Source organism: Nonomuraea thailandensis (assembly GCF_024172165.1).
Classification (GTDB): Bacteria; Actinomycetota; Actinomycetes; order Streptosporangiales; family Streptosporangiaceae; genus Nonomuraea; species Nonomuraea thailandensis.
The window spans coordinates 10,491,846-10,516,349 of sequence record NZ_JAMZEB010000002.1 but is presented as its reverse complement, the minus strand read 5'-3'; the positions used below and the strand labels follow the sequence as shown (position 1 = coordinate 10,516,349).

18 protein-coding genes are annotated in these 24,504 nt (G+C 70.6%); 8 read left to right on the top strand and 10 right to left on the bottom strand.

Features of this window, described 5'->3' with window-relative positions; translation table 11 throughout:
* Positions 1–140 precede the first annotated feature (140 nt).
* Together HD597_RS52870 and HD597_RS66265 are read left to right on the top strand one after the other, a co-directional pair.
* Positions 141–332, top strand: a complete 192-nt coding sequence (locus HD597_RS52870; protein ID WP_253755358.1) for a hypothetical protein — start codon at positions 141–143, stop codon at positions 330–332.
* 28 nt (positions 333–360) lie between these two features.
* Complete coding sequence (locus tag HD597_RS66265) at positions 361–2,217, top strand: CheR family methyltransferase (protein ID WP_253755356.1); 1,857 nt, start codon at positions 361–363, stop codon at positions 2,215–2,217.
* Positions 2,218–2,511: 294 nt separating this feature from the next.
* On the opposite strand, the gene HD597_RS52860 is transcribed toward HD597_RS66265, so the two are convergent.
* From HD597_RS52860 to HD597_RS52850, 3 genes are all read right to left on the bottom strand, one after another.
* Complete coding sequence (locus tag HD597_RS52860; RefSeq protein ID WP_253755354.1) at positions 2,512–3,630, bottom strand: sialidase family protein; 1,119 nt, start codon at positions 3,628–3,630, stop codon at positions 2,512–2,514.
* 170 nt (positions 3,631–3,800) lie between these two features.
* Positions 3,801–4,559 (bottom strand): class F sortase, encoded by a 759-nt coding sequence (locus tag HD597_RS65355; RefSeq protein WP_276083251.1) that lies wholly within the window; start codon positions 4,557–4,559, stop codon positions 3,801–3,803.
* Between the two features lie 2 nt (positions 4,560–4,561).
* On the bottom strand, positions 4,562–5,131 hold the full coding sequence (locus HD597_RS52850; RefSeq protein ID WP_253755350.1) for a hypothetical protein: 570 nt from the start codon (positions 5,129–5,131) through the stop codon (positions 4,562–4,564).
* A 195-nt stretch (positions 5,132–5,326) separates the two neighbouring features.
* On the opposite strand from HD597_RS52850, the gene HD597_RS66260 reads away from it, so the two are divergent.
* Entirely contained in the window at positions 5,327–6,733 is a 1,407-nt protein-coding gene (locus tag HD597_RS66260; protein ID WP_253755348.1) for a dihydrolipoyl dehydrogenase family protein, read from the top strand.
* A 268-nt stretch (positions 6,734–7,001) separates the two neighbouring features.
* Here HD597_RS66260 and HD597_RS52840 read toward each other — a convergent pair whose 3' ends face one another.
* From HD597_RS52840 to HD597_RS52825, 4 genes are all read right to left on the bottom strand, one after another.
* Positions 7,002–7,448, bottom strand: coding sequence for an STAS domain-containing protein (locus HD597_RS52840; RefSeq protein WP_308210883.1), 447 nt, complete (start codon positions 7,446–7,448; stop codon positions 7,002–7,004).
* Between the two features lie 29 nt (positions 7,449–7,477).
* Entirely contained in the window at positions 7,478–8,017 is a 540-nt protein-coding gene (locus HD597_RS52835; protein ID WP_253755344.1) for a MarR family winged helix-turn-helix transcriptional regulator, read from the bottom strand.
* Positions 8,018–8,095: 78 nt separating this feature from the next.
* Positions 8,096–9,091, bottom strand: coding sequence for a hypothetical protein (locus tag HD597_RS52830; RefSeq protein ID WP_253755342.1), 996 nt, complete (start codon positions 9,089–9,091; stop codon positions 8,096–8,098).
* A gap of 82 nt (positions 9,092–9,173) precedes the next feature.
* Positions 9,174–10,379 (bottom strand): hypothetical protein, encoded by a 1,206-nt coding sequence (locus HD597_RS52825; RefSeq protein WP_253755340.1) that lies wholly within the window; start codon positions 10,377–10,379, stop codon positions 9,174–9,176.
* 293 nt (positions 10,380–10,672) lie between these two features.
* Here HD597_RS52825 and HD597_RS52820 point away from each other — a divergent pair, with 293 nt between their 5' ends.
* The 3 genes from HD597_RS52820 to HD597_RS52810 all read left to right on the top strand — a co-directional run bounded on the left by HD597_RS52820 (position 10,673) and on the right by HD597_RS52810 (position 15,248).
* A complete protein-coding gene (locus HD597_RS52820) occupies positions 10,673–12,808 on the top strand; it encodes a transglycosylase domain-containing protein (RefSeq protein ID WP_308210881.1) in 2,136 nt (711 codons plus the stop codon).
* 228 nt (positions 12,809–13,036) lie between these two features.
* On the top strand, positions 13,037–14,008 hold the full coding sequence (locus HD597_RS52815; protein ID WP_253755336.1) for a LacI family DNA-binding transcriptional regulator: 972 nt from the start codon (positions 13,037–13,039) through the stop codon (positions 14,006–14,008).
* A complete protein-coding gene (locus HD597_RS52810) occupies positions 13,995–15,248 on the top strand; it encodes a serine/threonine-protein kinase (protein ID WP_308210880.1) in 1,254 nt (417 codons plus the stop codon). Before HD597_RS52815 ends, HD597_RS52810 begins: the two co-directional genes overlap by 14 nt.
* A gap of 93 nt (positions 15,249–15,341) precedes the next feature.
* On the opposite strand, the gene HD597_RS52805 is transcribed toward HD597_RS52810, so the two are convergent.
* Positions 15,342–16,706 (bottom strand): glycoside hydrolase family 12 protein, encoded by a 1,365-nt coding sequence (locus HD597_RS52805; RefSeq protein WP_253755332.1) that lies wholly within the window; start codon positions 16,704–16,706, stop codon positions 15,342–15,344.
* A 262-nt stretch (positions 16,707–16,968) separates the two neighbouring features.
* Here HD597_RS52805 and HD597_RS52800 point away from each other — a divergent pair, with 262 nt between their 5' ends.
* Together HD597_RS52800 and HD597_RS52795 are read left to right on the top strand one after the other, a co-directional pair.
* The gene (locus HD597_RS52800) at positions 16,969–18,030 is read left to right on the top strand and encodes a lytic polysaccharide monooxygenase (protein WP_253755330.1); all 1,062 of its coding nucleotides are present in this window, start codon (positions 16,969–16,971) and stop codon (positions 18,028–18,030) included.
* Positions 18,027–18,551 (top strand): hypothetical protein, encoded by a 525-nt coding sequence (locus tag HD597_RS52795; protein ID WP_253755328.1) that lies wholly within the window; start codon positions 18,027–18,029, stop codon positions 18,549–18,551. Before HD597_RS52800 ends, HD597_RS52795 begins: the two co-directional genes overlap by 4 nt.
* 178 nt (positions 18,552–18,729) lie before the next feature.
* On the opposite strand, the gene HD597_RS52785 is transcribed toward HD597_RS52795, so the two are convergent.
* Both HD597_RS52785 and HD597_RS52780 read right to left on the bottom strand, forming a co-directional pair.
* A complete protein-coding gene (locus tag HD597_RS52785) occupies positions 18,730–21,573 on the bottom strand; it encodes a glycoside hydrolase family 9 protein (protein ID WP_372513651.1) in 2,844 nt (947 codons plus the stop codon).
* Complete coding sequence (locus HD597_RS52780) at positions 21,516–24,389, bottom strand: glycoside hydrolase family 48 protein (protein ID WP_253755326.1); 2,874 nt, start codon at positions 24,387–24,389, stop codon at positions 21,516–21,518. The genes HD597_RS52785 and HD597_RS52780 overlap by 58 nt, the downstream gene beginning before the upstream one ends.
* Between the last annotated feature and the right edge of the window lie 115 nt (positions 24,390–24,504).

Here is a 24,504-nt window from a genome sequence, read left to right as displayed (position 1 = left end):
CAGTTGCCCGGAGTGCAACGGGCCCATCTACGAGCAGAAGAGTCCCAGAACCCACCGGTACGTCTGGAGGGTGGGTCACTCGTGGTCGCGGGACAGCATGATGAACGCGCAGTCGGACGCAGTAGAGCGGGCCCTTTTGGGTGGCGATCCAGCGGCTGGAGGAGCGGCTGCGCGTGCTCCAACACATGCGCCGCACCGCCGAGGAGCGGGGCCGGCACCTGTCGATGCGCTACTTCGACGAGGAGCAGGAGCGCACCAGCGAGGCGCTGAACACCATTCGCATGCTGCAATCCAGCATCGGTCGCAACGGTGACACGCTGCTGACGGATTGAGCAGGACCGACCGGCGTAGGCTTCGCTTGTGACCACAGAGGAAGAGCGTGAATTCGACGACCTCCTCCTTCTCCTCAAGGAGACGCGCGGTTTCGATTTCACGGGCTACAAACGCAACACCTTGATCCGGCGGATCGCCCGCCGCCTCGAAGCGCTGAAACTGCGCGACTACGGCGAATATCGTGACCTCCTGGAGCTGGAGCCCGAGGAGTTCACGCGGCTCTTCGACAGCCTTCTGATCAACGTCACCAGCTTCTTCCGCGACGCCACCGCCTGGCAGCGGATGCGCGAGCTCGTCATCCCCGCCCTGCTCGACCAGAAACCGGACGGCCAGCCCATCAGGATCTGGAGCGCCGGCTGCGCCACCGGCGAGGAGGTCTACACCATCGCCATGGTGCTGGCCGAGGAGCTCGGCCTGGACGAGTTCCGCGACCGGGTCAAGATCTACGGCACCGACCTCGACGAGAAGGCGCTGCACGGCGCCAGGACGGGCGTCTACGCCGACCGGTCGCTCGCCGACGTGCCGATCGATCTGCGCGAGATCTACTTCGAGCGGGTGGACAACGGCTTCACCTTCCGCCGCGACCTGCGCCGCCAGCTCATCTTCGGGCGCAACGACCTCACCCACGACGCGCCGATCTCCCGCGTCGACCTGCTGCTGGCCCGCAACACGCTGATGTACTTCAACACGGAGATGCAGCTCAACATCGTCCGGCGCTTCCACTTCGCGTTGTCCGACCCCGGGTTCCTGTTCCTGGGCAAGGCGGAGATGCTGCTCAACCACAGCGACAAGTTCGAGCCGGTCGACCTGCGCATGCGCCTGTTCAGGAAGATCAGGCCCGCCCGTCACGGCAACCGCGCGCCGTGGTCGGTCACCGGCGCCGCCGCGGACCTGGCCTCACGCCTGCCTGCACTGGCGTCCGTGGCGCTCGCCTCCGGTCCCGTGGCCCAGATCGTCGTGGACGTCTCGGGCAACCTGGCACTGGCCAACTCCAGGGCCGAGGCGCTGTTCAATCTCAACCCGCGCGACATCGGCCGCCCCTTCCAGGACCTCGAGGTCTCCTACCGCCCGGTCGAGCTGCGCTCGGTCATCGAGCGGGCCCGCCACGACCTGCGCCCGGTGGAGCTGGAGGAGGTGGTCTGGCACCGCGTCGGATCGCCGGAGGCCGGGGTCTTCGACGTCTCGGTCGTCCCCCTGCTGGCCTCGGGAAACCTGGTCGGAATGGGCATCCACTTCTACGATGTCACCCGCTACCGCAAGCTCAGGCACGAGCTGGAGCAGGCCAACAGGCAGCTCGAGCAGGCCTACGAGGAGCTCCAGTCGCTCAACGAGGAGCTGGAGACCACCAACGAGGAGCTCCAGTCCACCAACGAGGAGCTGGAGACCACCAACGAGGAGCTCCAGTCCACCAACGAGGAGCTGGAGACGATGAACGAGGAGCTCCAGTCCACCAACGACGAGCTCCAGCACATCAACGACGCCCTGACGGCCCGCACGATCGAGCTCGACGACGTCAACAGGTTCGTCTCCTCGGTGGTGCGCAGTCTCGGCGACGCCGTGGTGGTGCTGGACGGCGACCTGCGGGTGGCGGTCTGGAGCCCGGGGGCCGAGGAGCTGTGGGGGATGCGCGCCGACGAGGCCGTGGGCGAGCCGCTCGCCGGGCTCGACATCGGCCTGCCCCTGGAGCTGCTCCTGCCGCGCCTGCGCACCGCCCTCGCCGACGGGTCCAACCCGCTGCGGACGGTGGACGGGCTGGTGCTCGACGCGGTGAACCGCCGGGGCCGGCCGGCGCCGCTGACCGTGCGGCTGTCGCACCTGCGTACGGAGGACGACAGCGTGCACGGGCTCATCATGGTGATGAACGTCCTCAGCTCCGACGGCTGACTACCTGCAGGGCTTGTACGGCTGGTCCTTCAGCGAGTATCCCGCGGGCCCTGCGCGAGGGGCATGCCAGGCCAGGCCCGTACGCTCGATCTCACCGGCCCGCCGCCGACACCAGCGGCGAGTTCAACCTCAACGGCATCCAGGCCGCCGGCCGCACCCTCGTCGTCGCCCACAGCCCCGCTCATCGACCGCCACCGGCTCGCGGTGGTGAACGCCCGCCTCACCACGATCCCGCCCACCTCACCGACGTACGAGGTGATCGTCGTCGAGCCCCAGCCGTGAACGCCCGCGCGGTCACGCACCCCAGGAAGGGACGGCGGCCAGCTCCGAGACGGGGATGCGGCGGAAGGCGATGCTCTCGTACGGCCCGAAGTCGCCCGTCTCGAACAGCAGGCCCACCGTGTCGCCGTCCACCCGCACCAGGTCGGAGTAGGCGGCGGGCAGCCCGGACACCGTGTGCACCGGCCGCCAGGTGACGCCGTGGTCGTGGCTGGCGCGTACGGTCATCAGCGCCCGCGCGTCGGGCGCGGCCGGGCCGGAGAACAGCAGCACCTCAGGCGACTCGCACCACAACACGCTGCCCTCCACCACGGGCCCGGCCAGCCCGGCCTGCGGCCGGAACGGCAGCTCCAGCGTCTGCCCGCCGTCGGCGGAGCAGGCGTCGGCCCTGGTGCCGGGGGCGGTGGAGTCGGTGCGGGTGTTGAGGTAGATCCGCCCGCCGGGCAGCTCCGTGCCGGTGGTCTCGTTCACGTTGACGTACCCGTCGGGGTTGTCGTCCACGTACCCGATCCGCCAGGTCTGCCCGCCGTCGTCGCTCAGCAGCGAGTGACCCCCGTTGTACTTGCCTTCGGTCCCGTTGTCCTGCCCGCTGGGCGGCAGCGAGTGGTTGGCGGGGACGACGATGCGCCCGGCGTGCTCGCCCTGCCGCGACACGAGCGCGTGCCCGGGCGTGGTCGCGTACCACCGCCACTCGGGCCGCTTCACGCTCTGCGTGATCTCCCTGGCCGCCGACCAGGTGACGCCGTCGTCCTCGCTGACCTGGACGAACGCCCGCCGCCCGTCAGCCGCCGCGACCTGGCCGCGCCTGATCTTCTCCTCGGTGGCCGAGGGCCCCTGCCGCACGAAGACCAGCACGATCCGGCCGTCGTCCAGCACCACCGGCGCGGGGTTCCCGGCCGTCCCCCGCCGCGGCTCCGTCGCCACCACCTGCAGCCCGCCCCACGTGCGGCCGCCGTCGGACGATCGTTTGAGCACCAGGTCGATGTGCCCGGAGTCGGACGCCGACCCCCGCCGCCCTTCCGCGAACGCCAGCACCGTGCCGGCGCCGGTCACCACGACCGCCGGGATGCGATAGGTGTGGTAGCCGTCGGTCGACTGCCGGTACGGGAGCGAGGTGGGGTAGTCATCCGCCATGCGGGGCACGCTACGACTCGCGGGTTAACGGACTCCGACGTGAGCCGTACGTGACGGCGAATGAGGCCCGCGGCTGCGACCACCTGCCTCGCCCCCTGCCGCGCGTGCGGGCATGGCCGTGCCGCCGGGGAGGCGGCGGCTCCCCGGCGGCACGGCCCAGCGCGGTCATCTCACCGGGCGAACACGATGACGTTGTCGCGGTAACTGCGGCGGGCGCGGTCGAACGTGCCGCCACAGGTGATCAGCCGGAGCTGGGCCCCCGGAGCGGGACCGTAGACCTCTTTGTCCGGGATGCGGCTCTTGGGGTAGCGGGCCAGGCGGCCGACCCTGAACGTGACCGTGCTGCCGTCCGCGCGGTCGACGTGGATGCGGTCGCCCTTGCGTAGCTGGCGCAGGCGGTAGAACACCGCAGGCCCGGTCGCGGAGTCCACGTGACCGGCGATCACGGCGACGCCCTTCTCACCCGGCTCCGGACCGGACCTGTTCCATCCCACCCGGTCGAACTCGGTGGGAGCGATCAGGCGGCCCCTGGAGTCGAGGCGCAGCGGGATCACGCGGGTGGACAGCTTGATCGCCGGGATCCGCAACCGCACCGGGTCCGCCACGTCCCTGACACCGCCACTCACCGCCCGCGCCCGGCTCGCGGCACCGGCACCCCCGTGACCCGCACCGCTCACCGCCCCGACGGTGCTCTCGAAACCCGTCCCGCCCGCAGCCCCGACGCCCTCGAAGCCCGTCCTGCCCGCGGCGCCCTCGAAGCCCGTTTCACCCGCAGTGCCGACGCCCTCGTGACCTCGGCCGGCCTGGGCGCCGACGCTCCCGTGGAGGGAGCCGCTCAGGGCGGTCGCCGCCTGCGCCTGTGCGGTGGTGGTGGCGCAGGCGGTGGCCGTGACCATGAGGCAGGTCACGGCCGCCAGTTGCGTGCGCATGCTCAGCTGCCCGCGAAGAACGCGCGCCGCACCCAGTACGCGCCGACTCCGAGCAGGGCGGCGCCCGCCAGGCTCAGCGGCACCAGCGGCACCGACCGGCTGTCGTCGTCTCCGGCGGGTTCGCCTGCCCGCGAGTTGCTGACGTTGACCGCGTCCAAGCCGGCCCGGGCGGACTCGCTCTGGGCGGACCCGGTCACGGCCGTGCTGTCCTCGACGGCCCCCTTGCCGGCGGTCCCGCCCATGCCGGTCTCCACACCACCGCGCGGCGCGCCGCCGTCGTCGTCATCGTCGTCGTCGCGAGCGACCGAACCGCCCACGCCCGTGTCGACGCCACCGCGGGGCGCGCCGCCGTCGTCGTCATCGTCGTCGTCGCGAGCGACCGAACCGCCCACACCGGTGTCCACCCCGCCCCGGGGCGCACCGCCGTCGTCATCGTCGTCATCGTCCGCCGTCGTCTGGATGCTCGTCACGGTGACCGCCTGGGCGGGGCTCGTCGTGACAAGGGTGGCGGCGACGCCCGGCCCGAGCGTGATCGCCAGGGCGAGCAGCGCCCGCCTTAATGCCTGAGCCATGTGCTCCTCCTAGAAGCCGGTCGCGGGATTTCCGCGGCTGGACTCAGGGTGTCGGCGGGCCGTTGGACCACGATGAGGTCGAGATGAAAGGGCTCTCACGGCTCCGGGCGACGCACCGGCCGGGCGCGTTCGCCGACCGCCGACCTCGCGTGAAAGCATTTCCTCGATAGCCGAACGAGTCTTGTGGAGGCAGGGGTGGCTGACGAGTTCGATGTCATCGTGATCGGGGCGGGGCCCGCCGGTGAGAACGTCGTGGACCGGGCCGTGCGGGGCGGCCTGACAGCGGCGATCGTCGAGGAGCGGCTGGCCGGTGGCGAGTGCTCCTACTGGGCGTGCGTGCCGAGCAAGGCGCTGCTGCGGCCGATCGACCTGGCGGCCGAGGTGTCGCGGGTGCCCGGTCTCTCGCTCGGGCCGATCGACGTTGACAAGGTGCTGGCCAGGCGCGACGAGGCCGTGTCCGGCTACGACGACGCCGGTCAGGTGCGCTGGGTCGAGAGCGTCCCCGCCGAGTTCGTACGCGGCCGTGGCCGTCTCGACGGCCCCAAGCGCGTACGCGTGACGACCGACACCGGCGAGGAGCGCGTCCTGACGGCCCGCCAGGCCGTCGTGCTGGCCACGGGCAGCACCGCCGCCATCCCGCGCACGCCCGGCCTGGCCGAGGCGTCCCCCTGGACCAGCCACGAGGTGACGGCGGCGAGCTCGGTCCCCGAGCGGCTGATCGTGATCGGGGGCGGCGTGGTCGCCTGCGAGATGGCGCAGGCCATGCACGGCCTGGGCGCGCGGCAGACCACGGTGCTGGTGCGCGGCGGCCGGCTGCTCAACCGCATGGAGCCGTTCGCGGGCGAGCTGCTCGCCGAGTCGTTCGCCGAGGCGGGCATCGACGTGCGCACCCACACCGACGTCGCCAGGGTCGAGCGCCCCGAGCCCGGCGGGAAGGTCACCGTGCACCTGCCGGAGGGGCCGCCGCTGGAGGCCGACGAGCTGCTGGTGGCGACCGGTCGCCACCCCGCGACCCGCAACCTCGGGCTCGCCTCGGTGGGCCTGCCCGAGGACAAGCCGGTCGAGGTGGACGACAGCCTGCGGGCCACCGGGGTCGAGGGCGGCTGGCTGTACGCCGTGGGCGACGTCAACGGGCGGGCGCTGCTGACGCACATGGGCAAGTACCAGGCCCGGATCTGCGGCGACGTGATCGCCGCGCGGGCGCGGGGCGACGAGCTGCCCGCGATGCGGGATCTCGCGGGCGGCTACGGCTCGCCCCAGGTCGTCTTCACCGACCCGCAGATCTGCGCGGTCGGCCGGACGGAGGAGGCGGCGCGCGCGGACGGCTTCCGGGTGCGGGTCGTGGACTACGACATGGGGTCGGTCACCGGGGCGTACCTGCTGGGTGACGGCTACCGGGGCAAGGCCAGGGCCGTCGTGGACGAGGACAGGAAGGTGCTGCTCGGCGTCACGTTCGCGGGCCCGGGCGCGGCCGAGCTGCTGCACGCGGCCACGATCGCGGTGACCGCCGAGGTGCCGCTCGACCGGCTCTGGCACGCGGTGCCGTCGTTCCCGACGGTGAGCGAGATCTGGCTCCGGCTGCTGGAGGCCTACGGTCTGTGACGCGCGAGCGGGCGTGGCCGGCCGCCCAGCACGCCTGGACCCGGCCGGTCACGTCCCTGCGCAGCGACGTGCCGTGCCGGGTGACGGCCCGCTTGCGGGACGGCAGGTGACAGCCCGCGAAGCGGCGTGACGTAGCCCGCCCCGCGAAGCGGCATGACCGCCTGCGACACAAGCGCGGTCGTCACGGGCGCGGTCGTCACGGGCGCGGTCGTCACAGGCGCGGTCGTCACAGGCGCGGTCGTCACAGGCGCGGTAAGTTACAGGCGGGTCAGCCGTGATCCCGCCGTACGTCCAGGCGCGAGATCATCGGCGACCGCGACATCATGGCGCGCTCGGCGATGCCACGAGCTTCCGACTGCAACATCAGCTCAGCCACCGTCTCCTCGACGCTGTCGCGCAGCTCGACGTGCGAGAGCAGGTCCGTCAGCCGCAGCACCGACAGCAGGTGGTCGGAGGGACGGACGACGAAGATGCGGCCGCTGCCCTCCTCGGCCATCCGCTGCATCGCCATCGCCAGCACCCCGATGACCGACGAGTCGAAGAAGTCGAGGTCGGCCAGGTCGAGCACGAGGGTGGGCCCGGGCGACCAGTCCCACACGGCGTTGATGCGGGCGCTGAACCGGACGCGCCCCGCGTGGTCCAGCACCCCGCTGGCGCGCATGACCGTGCAATGCAGATGCCGGGTCGTCTCGATTCGCAAACCGCTCGTGCCCACACGAATCCACTGCCCGCTGAGCGGCGTTATCACAGGTGATCGTCATTTTTCCGGGTCCATTGGGCACCGCCGTCCCCGCGGTTACCAAGAGGACCGTTGACCAGCTTGCGCATGAGCTCGGCGAGCGTGGCGACGTCTTCGGAGGTCAGCGGGGAGGCGAGGCGGGCGAGGTTGGCGGCGTGCTCGGTGAGCGCGTCGTCGATGACCCGCAGGCCCTCCTCGGTCAGCCTGACGCGGAAGCTGCGCCGGTCGGCCGGGTCGAGGCTGCGCTCGACCAGGCCGGCTGCCTCCAGCCGGTCGAGCCGGTTGGTCATGCCGGCCCGCGACATCATCAGCACGTCCGACAGCTCCGAGGGGATCAGCGTGTACGGCGGCCCCGCCCTGCGCAGCGCCGCCAGCACGTCGAACTCGCCCTGCCGCAGCCCGCGCTTGGTGAAGACCTGGTCCACCTGGGGCATCATCAACCGCGTGACCTGGGCGAGCCTGCCGAAGACCCCCATGGCCGACAGGTCGAGGTCGGGCCGCTCACGCCGCCACTGCTCGATGATCCTGTCGATGGCGTCGCCCATGACCTCGCATCCTAGCCGTGCGACTCCCGGATGCGCGGGCGCCGGACACAGGCGCCGGACACGCGAGGTACCGGGGTTCTAGTGCGCGGTGCCCGACTCCAGGGTCGGGATCGCGTCCGGGCACGGGCCGAGGATCACCAGCAGCGGCGACCCGGCCGGGCTGGTCAGCTCCAGCTCGGTGACGTTGCCGCGCGCCGTCTGCTCGGGCGTCCCCAGATCCCCGTCCCTGAAGCTGATGATCCGCTCCACGGACGGCGCCGCCGAGTGCAGCAGCTTCCTGGTGGCGTGCCGGAGCCAGCGCAGCTCGCTGTTGACCCGCCGCCACGTCGCGGGGATCATGCTCACCGCCTCGGCCCTGGTCCCCAGCCGCAGGGTGATGCGCCCGCTCGACCCGAACCGGTCCTTCAGCACCGGGTTGACCACGAACATGCCGGATCGCAGCGCACGTACGCCCTGCCGGTTGACGTTGGCCAGCCCGCCCGCGCTGATCAGCGAGTACAGCTCGCAGCGCGACCCGTCGAGCGTGTCCGGGTCGTAGTCCACCGGCGGCGGCTCCTCGAACACGACCTTGTCCAGCCGCACCCCGGCCACGCCGTCGGGAGCGACGCGCCCGGACACGGCCTGGCGCACCGCGTCGCAGACGCCGTCGCCCTCGGTGATGTCCAGCGCCTCGACGCAGATCAGCCCGTCGTCGGGGATCTCCTCCGGCGTCAGGTCGAAGGCCACCCTGGCGTGCGCCTTCCTGCCGCGCAGCAGCACGCACTGGCGCAACCGGCCCTGGGACCGGATCTGTACGAGCCGCGGCAGCGTGGCGGCGTCGGTGCGCCCGTTCTGCCAGCCGCTCACCGACCGCTCGTCCGCCGACAGCGACACCTGCACCCGGAGCGGCCGTCCCTGCGCCGAGACCTTGAACCCGGCCAGCCCGGACGTCTCGAACCTGCCCACGATCTGGCTGCCACGCTGCAGCCGGTCGGTGACCTGCAGCGGGGCGACCCGCCCGCTGGTCAGGTGTACGGGCGGGATGGCGGGAAGGATCACCTGGTCCCGGTCGGTGGCTGATCCTGAGCTGCTCATGTGAGGCTCCTGGAGGGAATAGGTCCGGCCGCGTGGTGGCGACCGCTCGTCGGATGCTGCGGGCGGGATCGGCGGAGGCTGCTCATCGGGCGTTCCCCAAGGTGCTCAGCGCCGCCGGGTCGTGGAAGTCGAAGCGGGTGAGCAGGGGCTCGCGCCGCTCCCACATGCGCCCGAGCGCCGCGTACAGCGGATCTCCTCCGGGCTCCACGTGCGTCAGGTTGACGGCGAGCGCCCGCGCGTAGTCGTCCCCCTGCTCCCAGTGCGGCATGAGCTGGCTGGGCACGTCGGCCCCGCAGCGGCGCAGCCACGACCACAGGCGGGCGCGCTCGCGCTGCTCGGGCCCGAGGACGGTCTCGCCCTTGCCGTGCTTGGCGACGGCCTCTTCGAGCAGCCGCTGGAGCTCGTGCGGCGAGCCGGCCACGTGCGTGCCCCCGCAGGCGCCGCCCTCCGACCAGCCCGCCTGGATCACGGGGACGCCGAAGGCCGGCAGGTCGCTGTCGCCGAAGGTGACGCCCACATCGGCCATGCTCCACAACATGGTGGTCGACAGCGTCCCGCCCACGCAGCGGATGCGGGGGGAGTCGTCGGCGGGCACGGGGTCGAGGAAGAGCCAGTTGGCGCCGTCGTCGGCGGCGGCGAACTCGGCCGTCGTCCCGAACAGCTCCGCGTCTCGGTCCTGCGCGTGCCGGAGCACGGCGATCGTGGGGCGGTCTGCGTCGATGCCGAGCCGGGCGCAGCCATGGTGGCGGAGCTGGCGGCGTTCGGTGTCCGTACGGACCTGGTAGGCGTTCCCGGCCCGCCGGGCGACCCGCTCGGCGCTGGGCCGGATGAGCTCCCTGTGCGGCCAGACGTGCCGCTCGAAGAAGGCGCCGATCCTGGCGGGCAGCTCGTCCTGGATGGAGCACGGCCCCTGGTCGGGGAAGAGCGCGTAGGCCTGCAGCGTCCCCGTCCCGTGCACGTGCACGACGGGGATGTCGCGTGGCACGGCTCGCGCGGCGTTGCCGGTGACGAGGGCGACGGGCGGCAGCTCGGGCCGCGGGTCCTGCGCGGCGCCGAACGCCCGGGCCAGCGGGGTCCACTCGGGCCTGGTCAGCACGGCCAGGCGCGCCGAGAGCAGCCCGCAGACCGCCCGGGCGACGGTCAGCGTCCGCACCACCGTACGCAGGTCCTCGTCGTACGCCTCCGCCACGACGCATCCGTCACCGGCGGGGCTGTCTCCCCAGCAGGTCCTGGCGGCGGCGAGCAGCCGATCGACGTGCCCGCCGTCCCCGCCGACACGACGACGCATAAGCCCCTCCACCAAGGCAGCAAGAAATGCCCTGGTAGACGTTGCCAGACGGGCCCCGGCCGGCCGCGCGCGCGACACGGTTCTTTGCCTCAGCGTGGCGGAATCACGGAGAATCCCTGGGGTAGCACCAGCCCCATGCTGCGCGAACCCGCCGATGGCCCCGATTTCGGCGAAAAACCCCGAACAATCCGGGCCTGCCGGACGTCCAAGTTTTTACCTGGAGCATGTCATGCCCGGGTTTAGGATGCACCGTATTGCCAGGATGGGGAGGTTTTACCAGCATGGGTTCCCGTTTGTCGAGTGTCGCACGCCTGACGGCGGCGGCCGCCGCGGCCGGAGTCGTCGCCGCGGCCATCGCGCTGCCCGCGGTCGGGGGGACAGGGGCGATGTTCGTCTCGGCATCGGAGGACCTCGGGATCAAACCCGAGGATCTCAAGGAGCCCCCTCTCGCGGAGAAGACCACGGTCCTGGACGCCAACGGCAACCAGATCGCGCAGTTCTACGAGGAGTACCGCGAGACGATCACCCTTGACCAGGTCGCCCCGATCATGAAGACGGCGATCATCTCCATCGAGGACTTCCGCTTCTACGAGCACGGCGCCATCGACATCGAGGGCACCATCCGGGCCCTGGCCAAGAACTTCACCTCCGGCGGCATCGCGCAGGGCGGCTCGTCCATCACCCAGCAGTACGTCAAGCAGGTGCTGCTCAACTCGGCGACCACCGACGAGGAGCGGAACGCGGCCCTGGAGGCCAGCTACGCGCGCAAGCTCAGGGAGCTGCGCTACGCGATGGCGGTCGAGGAGAAGTACACCAAGGACGAGATCCTGGAGAAGTACCTCAACATCGCCTACTTCGGCGCCCACGCCAACGGCATCGAGGCGGCGGCCAAGCGGTTCTTCGGCGTGAAGGCCTCCGAGCTGAGCCTCGTGCAGGCGGCGACCCTGGCCGGCGCCGTGCAGGACCCGAACGCCACGGACCCCAACCTGGGCAAGGCGCAGCGCAAGAAGCTGCTCCACCGGCGCAACGTGGTGCTCGACCGGATGGCCGAGCTGAAGAAGATCACCGTTGAGGAGGCGGCCGAGGCCAAGAAGAAGCCGCTGGGCTACAAGGGCACTCCCCTGCCCGGCGGCTGCGAGGCCAGCCCGTATCCGTACTTCTGCATGTACGTCCGCAACGAGGTGCTCAGCAACAAGACGTTCGGCAAGACGGCCAAGGCCAGGAGCCAGTTCCTCAACCGCGGCGGCCTGACGATCCAGACCACGCTGGACCCGAAGATGCAGAAGGCCGCCGAGAGCGCGATCAAGAAGCACGTGTTCGCCTCGGACAACCCGGTCGCCGCCGAGGCGCTGGTGCAGCCGGGCACGGGCCAGATCAAGGCCATGGCCGCCAGCCGCAAGTACGGCCAGAACAAGCGTAAGAAGGAGATGTCGTACAACGTCGTGGCGGACGCCGTGCACGGCGGCGGCATCGGCTTCCAGGCGGGCTCGACGTTCAAGACGTTCACCCTGCTCACGGCCCTCAAGGAGGGCATGAAGGTCAACGACGGCTTCTCCGTGGGCAGCGGGTACCGCGCGCCGTACTACTCCACGTTCAAGAACTGCAAGGGCGAGAACATCGGCGACCCCAGCCACACCGTCACCAACGACGAGGGCGGCGGCGGCTTCAAGTCGCTGCAGACCGGCACCTGGGGCTCGGTGAACACCTTCTTCATGAAGCTGGAGGAGCACGTCGGCCTCTGCGACACGATCAAGACGGCCAAGTCGCTGGGCATCAAGCGCTCCGACGGCCTGGCGCTGACGGAGTACGAGACGTTCACGCTGGGCACCAACGAGATGGACCCGGTGACCGTGGCCACCGCGTACGCGGCGATCGGCGCGCGCGGCAAGTACTGCAAGCCGATGGCCATCACGAAGATCACCGACCGCAACGGCAAGGTGACGAACTACAAGCCCGACTGCAAGCAGGCCCTGGACCCGGAGGTCGCCGACGCGGCGGCGTACATCCTGTCCGGCGTGTTCACCAAGGGCACGATGCGGGGCGTGGGCGGCATCGGCCGGCCCGCCGCGGGCAAGACCGGCACCACGGACGCGCAGGCCACGGCCTGGTTCGCCGGCTTCACCCCGGACCTGGCGGGGGCGGTCAGCATCGGCGACTCGCGCGGCGCGCAGAAGTACAAGCTGAACAACGTCACCATCGGCGGCAGGTACTACGGCTCGGTCTTCGGCGCCTCCATCCCCGGGCCGATCTGGAAGGACACCATGCTGGCGGCGCTCAAGGGCACGCCGGCGACGGACTTCACCCCGATCAACAGCAGCCGCTTCGGTGGGTGCGGCGCCGGCTGCCAGCCGGTGGAGCGGTCGGAGCCGGAGGGCGACGACGACTCGGACGGCCGGCTGGAGGACGTGGACGTCGCCGATTTCGACTGATCATGGGTAGGAGGGGTTTCCTGATCGCCGGATAAGACAAATCGGGCATGGACAATATGCCGTGATCCACATCCGGCACAGAAACCTCTATCGGTTACCAGTGCCTCTAGCTGAGCAAATTCGGAGTGCGTCCGTACTGCGGGACGCACTCCTTGCAAAGGCCCTATTAACAGCGGCGAAACATTGGTAACGTGGGAGCGCTCCCAGGATCTTTCCGCGAGGTGCTCCATGACCGAGCAGCCCACACTGGCACAGGTGGCGGCCGCTGCAGGGGTTTCCCCCGCGACCGCATCTCGAGTCCTCACAGGCTCGGTGCGGGTCAGTACCTCGACCCGCCGCCAAGTCTACGACGCCGTGTCCCGAATGGGATACGTCCGACAACGCGCACCCCGGGGAACGGCCGCCAAGACCATGGCCGACGGCGTCACAGCAGTGGTCTGTGACCATTTACCCCGGCTCTTCTCCGAGCCCTACTACGCCAGGCTCCTGTCCGCAGCGGGCGCCGTGATAGCCGAGCACGGCACCCACCTCATGGTGACCACCGTCACCCCCACCTCCTCCACGCTGCCCGCCTTATCAGGCGCGGTGCTGATCGTGGGGGCGCGAGAGCGTCACCCCCTGGCGATCAAGTTATCCACCTCGGGCGTCCCCGTCCGTAACATCGGACGCCCGCCCCACGACCTCAAGCTGCCGTTCGCCGACGTCGACAACCTCGACGGCGGTCGCCAGGCGGCCGAGCACTTCCTCCTGTCGGGCCGCCGTAACGTGGCCGCCATCGGCGGTCCGCCGTCCCTGCCCGGCGCCCGTGACCGGCTGGAGGGCCTGGTACGCACCCTGCAGACGGCAGGAGCGCCCGACGTGCCCGTGGCCTACGGGGACTTCACCGCCGCGTCGGGCACCCATGCCATGCAGTGGCTGTTACGCCATGCCCCGGGCCTGGACGCCGTCTTCGTCGCCTCGGACCTGATGGCGGCGGGCGCGATCCAGGCCCTGCGCAGAGCGGGACGCAAGGTGCCGGCGGACGTGGCGGTGATCGGCTTCGACGACGCCCCGGTCGCCAGGCACACCGCCCCGGCCCTGACCACCATCCGCCAGCCCGTCGAGGAGCTCGCCACGGTCGCCACCCGGCTGCTCCTGACGGGGGCCGCGGGGATCGACCCCGTGCTCCCAACGGAACTGGTCATCCGTGAGTCGGCTTGAGCCTGGGGACGTACTGGCCCGCAGGTATCTGTTGCTGGACCCGCTGGCCCGCGGAGGCATGTCGGTCATCTGGCGTGCCTTCGACCAGTCCCTGCACCGGATGATCGCGGTCAAGGTGCTCACGGCCTCGCTGCACACCGACCCCGGAGAACGGGTCAGCGTGCGCAGCGAGGCCCGCGCCGCGGCCAGGTTCATCCATCCCGACTCCATCGAGATCTACGACTACGGGGAGACCGTCACCACGAGCGGCGGCGTCGCGGCCTACGTCGTGATGCCGCTGCTCGACGGCACCCCGCTGGCCGAGCGCATCGAGAAGGGGCCGCTGCCCTGGCACGAGGCGGCGGCCATCGCGCTGCGGCTGGCCCGCGTGCTGATGGCCGGGCACGCCCGCGGCCTGGTGCACAGGGACGTCACGGCGGAGAACGTGCTGCTCACCGCCGAGGGCCCCAAGCTGCTCGACTTCGGCATCGCGGCGTGGGCCGGCGACCCCGACGACGACCGCGGAACCCCTCCCTACGTGGCCCCCGAGCGGCTGCTCGGCGCGCCGACCCATCCGGCCGTCGACGTGTACGCCCTCGGCGTGCTGCTGCACACCATGCTCACCGGGCGCACGCCGTACCCGGGGACGACGTGGGAGGAGATCGAGGCGGCGCACCGGACCGAGCCGCCGCCCCGGGTGGCCGGCGTGCCGTACGCGCTCGCCTCGCTCTGCCAGCGCTGCCTGGCGCACGAGCCGGAGGACCGCCCGACGGCGGCGCAGATCGTCTCGGGGCTGACCTCCACGCTCGGCACGGCGACCCTCGGCCGCCACGTGCGCCGCGGGCTCACGGTGACGGGCTCGGCGGCCCTCGCGCTGTCGGCGCTGCTGTGGTTCCAGCAGACGCCGGCGCCCGAGCCGCCGCCGAAGCTCGCCCAGCCCACGCCGTCACCCACGGCCAGGCTGATCGAGAGCACGCCGAGCGCGGTGATCACCGTCGAGCAGGCCGCGGCCGGGTTCACCACCGTGCTGCGGGCGCGGACCCCGTGCGGCGCGACGGACGACGACGTCGTGCTCGACCTCACGCAGGTGCTGCAGAACGCGCTGATGCCGGAGCACGGCCCCTCGGCGCGCTCCTCCGGCACCAGGAGCCTGCGTCAGAAGCTCTCCGACAGGCTCAGGGAGGGCCGGCTCACCCCCGCCTGCCTGAGCGAGCTGGAGGCACGGCTGGACGATCTCGACACGGCGCTGCGCCACGACTGACGAGCACGATTGATGAGGGGTACGGCAGCACCAGCCGTACCCCTCCATCGCGCGGGCCGGGCCCCTCGCAAAGCGACGTGCCCGCGCGAGTCCTCATGCGCAGGTGTATCCGCTGGGCACCTGTGTGTTCCCGCTCGGCCGCGAGGCCTGGTAGCCGAACGAGGTGCCGGCCCCGGGCGCCAGGCTCCCGTTGTGGGCCAGGCTCCTGACCGTCACCGTGCCGCCGCTGACGGTGTAGCTCGCGTTCCAGATGCCGGTGATCGTGTGACCGGACGGCAGCGGGAACGTGACCGTCCAGCCGTTCAGCGCGGACGTGCCGCGGTTGGTGACGGTGACCGGCTGGATGACGTACCCGTTGTTCCAGGCGGTCTGGGTGGTGGGCGTGACGGCGCAGCCTCCGCCGCCGGTGCCCGGCTGGGTGGTCACCGTGACGGCGGCCGAGTCGGGCGAGACGTTGCCCGCTGCGTCCCTGGCCCTGATCCGGTAGCGGTAGGTGGTGGACGGGCTGAGAGCGGTGTCGGTGAAGGAGGTGGAGGTGCCGCCGCCGACCCGGGTGAAGGTGTCGCCGGTGGCGCGCAGCACGTCATAGCCGGCCACGCCCACGTTGTCGGTGGAGGCCGCCCAGGTGAGGGTGGCCGAGGACGAGGTGACGTTCGAGGCCGTCGGCGTGCCGGGGGTGCTCGGTGGGGTCTGGTCGCCGGTGCCGCCGCCCGTGCCGAACGAGAAGGAGCCGACCGACAGGCCGGCGCCGCCGATCCAGGGCTCGAAGCCGGCCTGCACGCTGGTCAGGTACCACGACCGCTGGCCGTAGCCCCGGCTGACCACGTCGGAGTAGAAGGTGTCGATGGTGAAGTCGAGCGAGGTCGTGGGCGAGGAGCGCACGTACGAGATCACGTTCCAGCCGATGTTGCCGAACCAGACCTGCCACGTCGCGCCGGCCAGGTTCACGGTGCCTACCTGGGAGCCGATCGGCTGGATGGAGCCCTGCCGGTTGAGCCAGATCATCAGCTCGGCGCCGGTGTTCTGGCCGTCGGTGCGGGGCGTGGGGTCGAACCACAGGTCGTAGGAGGCGTTGTAGGTGCCCGAGCCCGGGTACGTCATGCTGACGCTGCTGCGCAGCGCGGCGAAGCCCGAGGCGCTGGCCTGCATGGGCAGGTTGCTGCCCGTGGTGCAGTTGGCGTAGTGGCAGCCGGCGTAGATCGACGGGTAGCCGGCGGGGGCGCCGCTGGTGGAGTTGTTGTGCGCGGCCTGGGTGACGGTGAAGCCGCCGCTCTGGTTGACGTCGATGCACTGTGCGGTGTCGGCGCCCCAGACGTTGTTCTGCACGATGTAGCGGTTGCTCTGGATGCTCGTGGAGCCGTACTTCTCGCAGATCACCGGCGCGGCCTGGGCCGGAACGGCGAACAGGCCGAGGGCGAGTAACGCCCCGATGATCAGGTGGATGTGCGCGTGCCTCATGGCGTGTTGCTCCCGCCTCTCTGACAGGGGAGTGTAGTGGGAGCGCTCCCAGCATTCAGCCTCCTTGCGGGTCACGAACGCGGCAAGCACGTACGCACGCCGCGGAGGCAGAGCGGGCCAGGCCACCAGCGGAAACCGTGACCAAGATCGGCTGAAAGTTTCACTGAACGTTGTCGGATCCGCGCCGCGCGTGATTCAATGCGCAGGCCGGGCGGGCAGGTCGTGGGCAGGTTTCCTCTGTCGTCAGCGCAAGGGAATCCCCATGAAGTTCTTCAAGTCGGCGGCGATCACCGCCGTCCTGGTCCTGATCACCTCTGTCTTGATGGCGCCTACTCAGGCGCAGGCCCACGGCGTGTCGATGTTCCCCGGCAGCCGTACGTTCCTGTGCTGGCAGGACGGGCTGCGGGACAACGGCCAGATCCTCCCCTACAACCCGGCGTGCGCCTCCGCCGTCAACCAGAGCGGCGCGACCCCCTTGTACAACTGGTTCGCGGTGCTGCGCTCCGACGGCGCCGGCCGGACCACCGGATTCATCCCCGACGGGCAGATCTGCAGCGGCGGCACCGGCGGGCCCTACGACTTCTCGGCCTACAACGCGGTCCGGTCCGACTGGCCGCTGACCCACTTGACCTCCGGGGCCACCATCCAGATGCGGCACAGCAACTGGGCCGAGCACCCCGGCGCGTTCAACTACTACGTCACCAAGAACGGCTGGAACCCGAACGCGCCGCTGAAGTGGTCCGACCTGGAGCCGTTCGGCAGCGTCACCAACCCGCCCAAGTCCGGCGGCGCCGGCGGGCTCAACTACTACTACTGGAACGCCCAGCTCCCGTCCGGCAAGAGCGGCCGGCACATCATCTTCACCCACTGGATCCGCTCGGACAGCAACGAGAACTTCTACAGCTGCTCCGACGTCACCTTCGACGGCGGCAACGGCCAGGTCACCGGGGTCGGCCCCGGCGGCAGCACCCCCGGCCCGAGCCCCACGGTGACGCCCACCGACCCGGTGCCCACGGGCTCCTGCACGGCCACGTGGAAGGCCACCAACACCGGCTGGGCCGGCCACTTCCAGGGCGAGGTGACCGTCAAGAACACCAGCACGAGCTCGATCAACGGCTGGACGGTCAAGTGGACCTACGGCAACGGTGAGGGCTTCGACGGCTCACCCTGGAACGGCGTGCTGACCACACAGGCGCCCAACGTGACCGTCAAGAACGCCACCTACAACGGGCAGCTCGCGCCGAACGCGTCCACCGCGTTCGGGTTCAACGCGACAGGCTCGGTCCCGGCCACCGCCCCGACCCTGACCTGTACCAGCCCGTGATCAAAACCCGTCGCGGGCTCATCGCGGCGATCGTCACCCTGGCCGGCGTCGTGCTGGCCGGGGTGACGTTCTTCGTTGCCAGGCAGCCGTCATCGACGCTCAACGACGAGCTCGCCGCCCAGGTGACCCTGATTCTCGAGCAGGCCTCGCCAGGCGAGCACCACGCCCACGGGCACAGCTTCGAATCCGGCGTCGTGTGCGCCGTGGAGCCTTTCGGCACCGAGCCCCCGAACGCCGCCTCGCTGATCGAGGTGCGGTGGGTCTACGCCCGTCACATGTGCGCGATCACCGGGGAGAGCCCCGACTGGGCGGCCTCCGTACGGGCCTCGGGGCCGATCGCCGTGAAGATCGACATCCCGCCGGAGGTGCGGGTGCCCAAGGCCGGCGCCGGCTACCCGGACCGGGTCAGGCAGCTCATCCCCGAGCGGTACCACACGCCGGCCTTCGAGGAGTTCTCGGACGACGCGGCGATCGAGGCCGCGCGCGAGCGGTTCGCGCTGGCCTCCTCGACAGCGAAATAGCGCATAAAAACGGACGCGGCCGAAGTGGAGGTTTCGGCCGCGTCCGTGCCATCCGGGCGGGGATGGCTGTCGGGCAGGGATGGATGGGTTAGTGCCTCACCTCCTCATACGCACCTGTTGATCGGGCGGTTCAGTTGGAGCCGCCCCCGCCGCTCCTGCGGCGGGGGCGGGGTCTCGGTCAGGCCGGGGTGCAGGTGATCGGGTCCGGAGTGGCGGACGTGCCGTTGGCGATGAAGCCGAACGTGGTGGTCGCGTTCGGCGCGAGCGCGCCGTTCCACGCCTCGTTCCTGACCGTCACCGTCCCGCCGGACACGGTGTGCCTGCCGCCCCAGAGCTGGGTGATCGAGCTCTGGGAGCTCCAGGTGACCGTCCACGCGCCGGTCGCGGACGTGCCGGCGTTCTTCACCGTCACCTCTGCCTGGTACGCGCCGCTCCACGAGTTGACCACCTTGTAGGTGGCCGTGCACCCGCCGGCCGGCGCGTCGGTGGTGGTGAACGCGGTGCCCTCGGAGGCGGCCGAGCTGTTGCCCGCCGCGTCCCTGGCCACCACGGTCACCGTGTACGCGGTGCCGGGCGTCAGCCCGGTCAGGTCGAACGACGTCGTCGTGGCCGTGCCTGCCTTGGTGGACCCCAGGTAGACGTCATAGCCGGTCACGCCGACGTCGTCCGTGGACGCCGCCCAGCTCACCCGCGCGCCCGTGGCGGTGATCCCGGACACCGAGGGCTTGCCAGGCCTGCTGGGCGGCGTCCCGTCCACCGTGTCCGAGGTGGTGAACGCCGTGCTGTCGGACTGCGCCGAGGTGTTGCCTGCCGCGTCCTTCGCCACCACGTGGGCGGTGTAGTCCGTGGCAGGGGTGAGCGCGCTCAGGTCGAACGACGCCGTGGTGGCCGTGCCTACCTTGGTGGACCCCAGGTAGACGTCATAGCCGGTCACGCCGACGTTGTCGGTGGAAGCGGTCCAGCTCAGCCTGGCCGAGGAGCCCGTGATCGCCGAGACGGCGGGCTTGCCCGGCTTGCTGGGCGCCGCGGTGTCCTCTTCCACCGGACCCGGCGGCTCACCCCAGATCTTGGTGGCGCCGCTGTGGAGGGTGATGTTGTCCGTACGCACCGGCGTCGTGCCCGGCGTGGTCGGGATGTCCTGGTAGGACCAGTCGTTGGCCGGGTCCCAGGTCCCCGAGCTGCTGATCCTGAACTGCACCTCCCTGCGGTGCTGTGACTGCCCGGCGGGCGCGATGGCCTGGCCCGAGCAGTCGATCGACACGTAGTACGTGCTGCCGCTCGCCTGGTGCAGCGTCGGCGCCTTGCACTGCGTGTAGGCCGACGACACGCTGATCTGCGAGGCGGTCGTCGAGCCGTCGAGGGTGAAGTAGTAGCGGAACGAGCCGTCGGACAGGACCCTGGCGGGCCAGGCCGACTGGTTGCGGACCAGCGCCTTGATCTCGGTGAAGTTGCTCCCCGAGGCGTTCACGCCCGCCTCGACGAAGATCTCGGGCCCGTCCGGGGTCTCCGCCACCGGGAAGCTCGCCGACGGCGCGCCGCCGTACTCCTTGTAGAGGCGGGCCAGGGCGCTGGTGAAGCCGGCGTTGTAGTCGGTGGCGACCTCGTTCATGACGTAGTCGTCGCGCTTGTCGGTGTAGGCGTCGTCGGGGCTCGGCGGGCCGCCGACGAGCGCGCCGTACAGGGTGTGGCGGGTCTGCTCGGGGTTGGTGATCTGGTCGGTCCACGAGCCGTGCGCCGTGCGGTGGTGCGGGTTCTTCGGCGGGTTCGCGCCGAAGCCGACCACGTAGGAGGAGTTGCGCGGGTTGTCGCCGAGCGCGTAGTCGATCTGCCGTACCGCGAAGTCGTGGTATCGGGTCTTACGCGTGGCGTCGGTGATCGTGTCGCTGTGCACGAGCGCCGCGAACGCGGTGTTGGCCGCGTAGCGCAGCGAGCCCCACCGGTCCAGGACGGCCTGGCCGCCCGGCGAGTACGCGACCTTCTGGCCGTTCACGCCGACCGTCCAGAAGTCGAGCCAGCGGTTGGCGTCGTCCAGGTACTGCTGCTTGCCGGTCAGCTTGTGCAGCAGCACGTACGCGCCGTACGACTTGTCGTCCCAGGCGATCGTCCACTTGTACGACTTGGTGGTGCTCTGCGGCTCGGTGCCCAGGCCGGCGTAGCCGCTCTCGGCCTTGGCCAGGTACGAGGCGTCGTTCGTGGCCCGGTAGAGCCAGATCGCGCCCCACACCAGCTCGTCGTTGAAGCCGCTCCAGGAGTTGTAGAAGCTGGAGGCGTCGGTGATGCACTCGCTGTACTTCTTCCTGACGGTGTCGGCGAAGGAGTAGAGCTGCTTGGCGTGCGTCACCAGCGTGTCGGCGTACGAGGGGTTCGTCGGGCGGAAGACGATCGAGGAGGCCGCCATCGCCGCCGCCGTCTCGCCCGCCAGGTCCGACCCGCCGCACGAGGCGTCGATCCGGTACGCCGGCCGGTTCATCGCCATCGCCTCGGCCGGGCCCCACCAGGCGTGGTCCGCGCCGCCGTTGCCGACCTGCCCGTAGAGCACGTTCGGCGACGGGTGGGCCTTGATGAAGTAGTCGTTGACGAACTTGAGGTTGTTGAGCAGGTGGGTGAGCTGGCCGGAGCCCGCGTACGCGTCGCGGTACTCCACCGCGCCCCAGGCCAGCATGGTGGCCGAGAACGCCATCGGGAAGCCGAACTTGACGTGGTCGCCCGCGTCGTACCAGCCGCCCGTGAGGTCCACGCCCACGTCATCGCCGTCGTCCAGGCCCGAGTCGCCGCGCCAGGAGACGCGGTTCCAGTCGGGCAGCGCGCCCGACTGCTGGGCCTCGTAGAACCACAGCGACTTCTGCAGCGCCTCGCCGTAGGCGAAGGCGGGCGCGACTGCGTCGGCGGCGGAGGCCGCCGGCCCCACCCCTGCGAAGAGGGGCAGGACCAGCGACGCCGCAGCGATCAGAGCTGCCTTTCGGATCACGGGAAGAGCCGCCCGTACTCGGCCAGGGCGACGGCGACGTCCACCTGCGCCCAGAACCGGTGGTAGTTGAAGACCGGCGCGGGGCCGGTGCCGTTCAGGAACGCCTGGACCTTCGGCCAGTCCGGGTCGTCCTCGTAGAACGACCTGATCGACAGGAACGTGGAGTTCGAGTTGATCGGGTCGCCGTTGGGCATCTCGCCGGTCCAGCCCGGCGGCACGTAGACGGGGTCGTCCACGCGCTGGTAGTCGGTCTTGGTCTCCGGCACCGAGACGCCCTCGGCGTCACGGTTGTCCCAGACGCCGTCGAGCAGCGCCTTGGCGGTGTCGCGCGCCTCGGCGTGGTTGGCCTTGGCCGCGTAGTACATCAGGACCTTGGCGTACGCGCCGGCGACGCCCACGTCCTGGGTGTGGTCCACGACGGTCACGTGCAGGCCGGGGTTGGCCGGCGGCATGCCCGTGGTGGCGTTGAAGTTGCCGGCCGGCTGGCCCGTCCACCGCAGGGTGGAGGGGATCTGGTAGCTGCCGTCGGCGTTGATCGTGGTGTTGTCCAGCGCCCACGCCACCCACTTGTCGAGCAGCGCCTTGGCGTCGGCGTTGCCGGTGGCGTAGTAGAGCTGCGCCACCCGGTCCATGGTCCACGCCTGGAAGCCGAACCACTGGTTCGACGGCGGGTCGTGGTAGACCGGCTGCCAGTCGTAGGCCATGCCGTGGAACTTCGGCAGGCTGGCGGGCGGCGCGCTGTAGCTGCCGTTCCAGCTGTTGGTGGCGCCACCGGCGATGGCGCCCTCGGCCGACTGCAGCCAGGTGTAGAACTGCAGCTGGCGGGTCAGGCTGGTGCTCCAGTCGGTAGCGCCGGTGGAGCTCTTCGGCTTGAGCTCGCTCACGTTGGACAGCGCCCAGGCCGCGAACGGGTTCTGGTAGCCGGAGTGGTTGTGGCTGGAGCCGATGCGCCAGGCCCAGCCGGCGCTGGAGTCGGTCGCGCCGCCCCAGGCGTAGTACCAGCTCAGCAGGTAGTTGGAGGCGTTCTTGCCGGTGCCCGCCGGGCACGACGGGCTGGTGCACCCCGGCTGCTTGAAGTACTTGTCGTACATCGCGTAGCGCAGGTAGTCGCCCATCTTCGCGGCCTTGGCCACGGTGGCGGAGATGTCCCCGGCCTTGTTCTGCTCCTTGGCCCAGGTCAGCGCCCAGTAGGCGGCCTGGACGGCGCGGGCGTCGGCGTCCGGGGCGTTGGTGTACTTCCACTGCTTGGCGTACGAGGCGTCCTTGGTGAACAGGTCCAGGTAGCCGTTGGTGCCGCCGTGGGCGAAGGTGTCGCAGGACGGCTGCGGGATCGTCTCGAAGACCGACTCCTCAGGGCCGCGCTGGTAGGTGTTGATGTAGGCGGGCCTGGTCGTGCCGTCGCCGCAGCGGCCGAAGCCGTAGGTGTTGTCGACGTCCAGCAGCCAGTGCATGCCGTAGATGTCGCGGGTGCCGTACGCGGTCTGCAGCTCGCTCGCGATCGGGTCGGTGCCGACCGAGACGCCGCTGTCGAGCTGCGAGGGGTAGTTGCTGATCGTGTTGTGCTCGGGCGCGTACGTCGCCGGCTTCGAGGCGTTGTAGAAGGAGTTCGTCGGCTGGTCGGCGGTGGCCGGGATGATGTACTTCTCCATCGAGGCCCACGCGGCGTTGAACTTCGACCAGTCACCGGTCACCCGCCCGTACGCCGCCTCCAGCCACAGGTAGTAGCTGTAGGCCTCGGACGTGGTCTCGTGCCCGTGGTCCGGCGCCTCGACCATGAAGGTCTCGATCGAGTGGTACGGCACGCCCTCGGGCGAGAAGTAGCCGTTGGCCGGGTCGTGGAGCTCGTTGTAGAGCTCGACGAACCGCTGCACGTAGACGTTGTCGCCGCCGACGTCGTCGTCCGCCTCGTTGGCGGTGACGTCCACGGCGGTGTAGCCGGTGGCGCTGACGCGGATGACGGCCGAGCCGGCGGTCGTGTCGGCGTCGTCGGCCGCGCCGAGCGTGAAGGTCTGCTCGGTGTTCCAGTTGGACGGCGTGAACGTCCTGGTCGCGGGGGCGACGACCGTGAGGTCCGCGTCCCCGCCGGCGCGGGCGGCGGTGACGGTCACGTTCGACGACGGCGCCTGCGACAGCTTCACGCCGAAGGTCGCGGTGCCCGTCTCGGGCACGGACACGGTCGTCGGGCTCACCAGGAGCGCCGGGCCCGTGTTCGGCGAGACCGTGATCCCGACCGGGGCCGAGGTGGTGACCAGGCCGGCGTTGTCGGTCGCCCTGGCGGTGATCGAGTAGCTGCCGGCGGCCACGTTCTGCCAGCTGTAGCCGTACGGCGAGGAGGTGTCGGTGCCCAGCAGCGTGGAGCCCTGGTAGAAGTCGACCTTCGCCACGGTGCCGTCGGCGTCGGCGGCGTTCGCGGAGATCGCCACGGTGGCCGGGGCGGTGAACGTCTGGCCGGCGGTCGGCGCGGTCAGCGACACGGTGGGCGCGGTGCCGGTGCCGCCGCAGGTGACGCCGTTCACGCTGAACGAGGCCGGGTTCGGGTTGCTGCCCGTCCAGGTGCCGTTGAAGCCGATGTTGGTGGAGGCGCCGGTGGCCAGGTTGCCGTTCCACGGCATGTTGGTGCCGGTCACGCGCGTGCCGGACTGGCTCCAGTTCGCGCCCCAGCCGGTCGGCGTGTACCGCTGGCCGGTGGTCGGGTAGTCGAAGGCCAGCGTCCACGAGGTGATGGGGTCGCCGGTGTTCTTCAGCGTGATGTTGGCGGTGAAGCCGCCCTGGTTCTGGCCGCTCGTCCACTGGTTGGCCGCGTACGTCACGTCGCACGCCACTGCCGCCTGGGCGGGCGCGGCCGTGATCGCCGAGGTCACACCCGCCACGAGGACAAGGGTCGTGGCCACCGCGAGGCGTTTCGATAAGCGGGTCAAAAGGATGGGAGGTCTGTACTTCACGAGGTCTCCATGGGAGTAGGGGTGTGGGAGCGCTCCCAAAGTG